The sequence below is a fragment of the Peptostreptococcus sp. MV1 genome, from assembly GCF_000758885.1.
Lineage (GTDB): Bacteria > Bacillota > Clostridia > Peptostreptococcales > Peptostreptococcaceae > Peptostreptococcus.
Genome location: NZ_JRNB01000033.1, coordinates 1 through 4,215 on the forward strand (window position 1 = coordinate 1; position 4,215 = coordinate 4,215).

The 4,215-nt window shown below is 40.5% G+C and carries 3 protein-coding genes; all 3 read left to right on the plus strand.

Going from position 1 to position 4,215, the window contains the following annotated elements; all coding sequences use genetic code 11:
* Positions 1-90 precede the first annotated feature (90 nt).
* The 3 genes from thiD to thiC all read left to right on the plus strand — a co-directional run bounded on the left by thiD (position 91) and on the right by thiC (position 3,867).
* Positions 91-912 carry a bifunctional hydroxymethylpyrimidine kinase/phosphomethylpyrimidine kinase gene (thiD, locus tag HMPREF1639_RS02645; protein ID WP_036762988.1) on the plus strand — a complete coding sequence of 274 codons (822 nt, stop codon included), beginning with the start codon at positions 91-93 and terminating at the stop codon, positions 910-912.
* 28 nt (positions 913-940) lie between these two features.
* Positions 941-2,395 (plus strand): hydroxyethylthiazole kinase, encoded by a 1,455-nt coding sequence (gene thiM / locus HMPREF1639_RS09035; RefSeq protein WP_084572453.1) that lies wholly within the window; start codon positions 941-943, stop codon positions 2,393-2,395.
* Positions 2,396-2,559: 164 nt separating this feature from the next.
* A complete protein-coding gene (gene thiC / locus HMPREF1639_RS02660) occupies positions 2,560-3,867 on the plus strand; it encodes a phosphomethylpyrimidine synthase ThiC (RefSeq protein ID WP_198021045.1) in 1,308 nt (435 codons plus the stop codon).
* Positions 3,868-4,215 lie beyond the last annotated feature (348 nt).

Below are 4,215 nucleotides of genomic sequence, written 5' to 3' on the forward strand. Positions count from 1 at the left end.
GAACGGCACGCTCCGTGGTGTGAGAGGGAGGAGAAAGTCCTCCCTACTCGATTGCTTAGAAAAATTAGTTATCGTGCAGGAGGGATTGAAATGAAGAAAGTTCTGACCATAGCTGGATCTGATTCTAGTGGTGGGGCGGGTATTCAAACCGACCTGAAAACTTTTGCAGCAATAGGCGTCTATGGAATGTCTGCAATCACTGCCATCACTGCCCAAAATACCATGGGGGTAAAGAGGGTAGAGAGGGTATCTGCCCAGATGGTCAAGGACCAGATAAGGGCTGTATTTGAGGATATAGAGGTGGATGCCGTCAAGATAGGTATGCTGGCAGAAATAGATATTATTGAAGCTGTCAGAGATTGCCTGGAGATGTATAGACCCAAGTTTGTAGTCCTGGACCCGGTCATGGTATCGACATCGGGCTTTGACTTACTAAATAGTCAGGCCAAGAGGGCTCTGGTGGATGGTTTGATACCATTGGTTGACCTTATTACGCCAAACCTGGCAGAGGCAGCCTGCCTTTTAAGTATATTTGGTAGCGGTGGATTAGAAATAGATAGTGTAGAAAAAATGGAAGAAGCAGGAAGGATAATTATAGCTCATACGGGTACAAATATCCTGGTAAAGGGTGGTCATCTCTTAGACAGACCATCTGATGTGTTAGTCACTACAAGTGGCCAAGTCTACCACTATGATAATCCAAGAATAAATACCAAAAATACCCATGGCACTGGTTGTACCCTGTCATCAGCCATAGGAGCCAATGCAGCCTTAGGTTATGATTTGGCAGAGGCTGTGTCTAGAGCCAAGGATTTCATAAGTAAGGCGATAGAAAATTCTCTTGATATAGGTAGAGGGTGTGGGCCAACTAATCCTATGGGACAGATATACAAGAAATTGGGTATGGATTAATTTTGTATTTAGCGGGGAGGTGCTAAGCTTGAATAAGGAAAGAATGATAAAAGAGCTCTGTAAGGCGATAGCTGACGTAAAAGAAAAGAAACCCTTGATAGAGCAGGTTACAAATTATGTGACTATAAATGATTGTGCCAATGTAACTCTGGCCATAGGGGCGTCACCTGTAATGGGAGATGGTTATGAAGAAGTCGACCAGATGACCATGATAGCAGATGCCTTGGTCCTAAATTACGGGATCATAAATGGAGAATCCCTAAAAACTATGATAAAGGCTGGTAGGACTGCCAATGAGTACAATATAGGAATAGTCCTAGATCCAGTGGGAGTTGGGGCTACCAAGTTTAGAAATGAGGCCATAGTAGACCTATTAGACCAGGTTCACCAAAGTATAATAAAGGGCAATGCATCAGAGATTATGTCCCTGTCAGGCATGGATACCAAGTCCAAGGGGGTAGATTCTAGTGCTGACAGCCTAGAGGCCTTAGATGCAGCAGTTAAAGTAGCAAGAGACTACAGGTGCGTATGTGCAGTGACAGGTAGGATAGATATAATTACAGATGGTAGGCATATAGTCAAGATTTATAATGAGTCTGATCTCCTATCATATATCACAGGCACAGGCTGTATGATAACTTCTCTAGCAGCCAGCTTTTTGGGGGCAGGAGCTAGTCCCCTAGTCAGTGCGGTGGCTGGTATTTTGACTATGGCGATAGCAGGTGAAGAGGCAGCAGTCAGGGAAAATGAAGAAAATAATGGCATTGCGACCTACAGGGAAGATGTCATGAACAATATATACAGGCTCAACCAGTATTCTATACGTGATATAGCCAAGATAGAGGTAGAAAAGGTTGAATACAAGTACCCTATGTATTTGGTCACTGATGAAATGGCCTGCAGGGGCAAGGATTTTTATGAGTCAGTAGAGGCTAGTATAAGGGGTGGAGCCAAGATAGTACAACTAAGGGAAAAGGATATGTCCACTAGAGACTTCTATAAGAGGGCTCTTAGGCTAAAGGAAATATGTCATAAGCATGGTGTGGCCTTTGTGATTAACGATAGGTTGGATATAGCCATGGCAGTGGATGCAGATGGGGTCCATCTTGGTCAATCAGATATGCCTATTCAGATGGCCAAAAAGATGCTAGGTCATAACAAGATAATTGGTATATCTGCCAAAAATATGGAAGAGGCCCTAGAGGCTCAGGAGTATGGGGCAGACTATATAGGAGTAGGTGCTATATTTGCAACTGATACCAAGAAGGATTCAGCTGTGATATCGCTTGAAACTATAAGGGAAATGACGGGTAGTCTCCATATACCAGTACTAGCAATTGGAGGTTTAGGTCTGGGCAAGCTAGATTATCTCAAGGATACAGCCATTGATGGAATTTGTGTAATTTCAGATATATTAGGGGCTGATGACCCAGAGGATAGGACTAGAAAATTACTTGATGAATACAGGTTCATAGACAAGTAAGGCAGGTAATATATAAGTATAGCAAGTGATATACGTATATAGATAAATAGGATAGAAAATAGAAGTTTTAGCAAATAAGGACCTAGTAAATTTACGATAAGGAAAGTCTAGGCCTTGAAATAATAAATAAAAGAAGCAAGTATTATATATGCAAAGGAGAAAAAATGATGTATAAGACACAGATGGAAGCAGCAAAAAAAGGAATATTGACAGAACAGATGAAGAGGGTAGCCGAGAAGGAATATATGGATCCCCAGTTGTTGATGAAGAGGGTAGCCGAGGGTAAGATCGCAATACCAGCCAATGTAAACCACAAGAGCCTACTAGCAGAAGGTGTAGGTTTAGGCCTTAGCACAAAGATAAATGTAAACCTTGGTATATCTAGGGACTGTCCAGATGTAGATAAGGAGCTGGAAAAGGTAAAGAAGGCAATAGACATGAAGGCGGAGGCTATCATGGACCTATCTTCATTTGGTAAGACAGAAGAATTTAGGAAGAAATTGATAGATATGTCATCTGCTATGATAGGTACTGTTCCTGTATATGATGCAATAGGCTTCTATGACAAGGAATTAAAGGACATCACTGCTGATGAATTTCTTGATGTGGTTAGAAAGCATGCCGAGGACGGTGTAGACTTTGTAACTATTCACGCTGGTATGAATAAGGAAGCGATGAAGATATTCAAGAGAAATAGGAGAATCACAAACATAGTATCAAGAGGTGGTTCACTAATGTATGCTTGGATGGAATTGAATAATGCAGAAAATCCATTTTATGAAAGATATGATGAGTTACTAGATATATGTCAGGAATATGACCTTACACTTAGTCTAGGTGATGCTATGAGGCCAGGCTGTATAGATGATGCTACAGATGCCTGCCAAATTAAAGAATTAACAACTCTAGGCGAATTGACACTTAGGGCTTGGGAAAAGAATGTGCAGGTAATGATAGAGGGACCAGGACATATGGCCATAGATGAAATAGAAGCAAATGTAAAGCTAGAAAAGAGACTATGTCACGAAGCTCCATTCTATGTACTAGGACCAATAGTAACTGATGTGGCCCCAGGATATGACCATATTACATCTGCCATCGGTGGTGCCATAGCTGCAGCAGCTGGTGTAGACTTCCTATGCTATGTAACTCCTGCAGAGCACTTGAGGCTACCTAACCTTGAAGATATGAAGGAAGGGATAATAGCTACTAAGATAGCTGCTCATGCTGCAGACATTGCCAAGAAGGTACCACATGCTAGAGACTGGGACAACAAGATGGCCAAGGCTAGGGCAGACATAGATTGGGATGCAATGTTTGATATTGCAATGGACGAAGAAAAGGCCAGAAGGTATAGGGCAGAATCTACTCCAGAACATAACGATACTTGTACTATGTGTGGTAAGATGTGTTCTATGAGGACAATGAAGAAGATAATGTCAGGAGAAGACCTAAATATCCTAAGAGACTAATTGTAAGTTTGATAAGAAAAGATATACGAAGTGAGAAAATAAGAAAGATAGAAAGTAGCTGCAAATTAAGTACAATATTTTAGCCAATTGTATTTGAAGTATATAAAAAGGGGGTTGTTTACATACAGGCAACCTCCTTCTTGTATGGTAAAAATAAGAAAAATAAAGTGTATTTGCTAAAAGTAAATTCCATATCATGGTGGAATTTACTTTTGCAAGTAACAAAAATAAAAAAATCTTAAAAAAAGTATTGACGTATGTAATATAATTTGGTATAGTACTACTTGTACTTGAGACAGAGGACAGACAAGAAAAACACTTCAAAAAAGAAAATAAAAAAACTTTTAA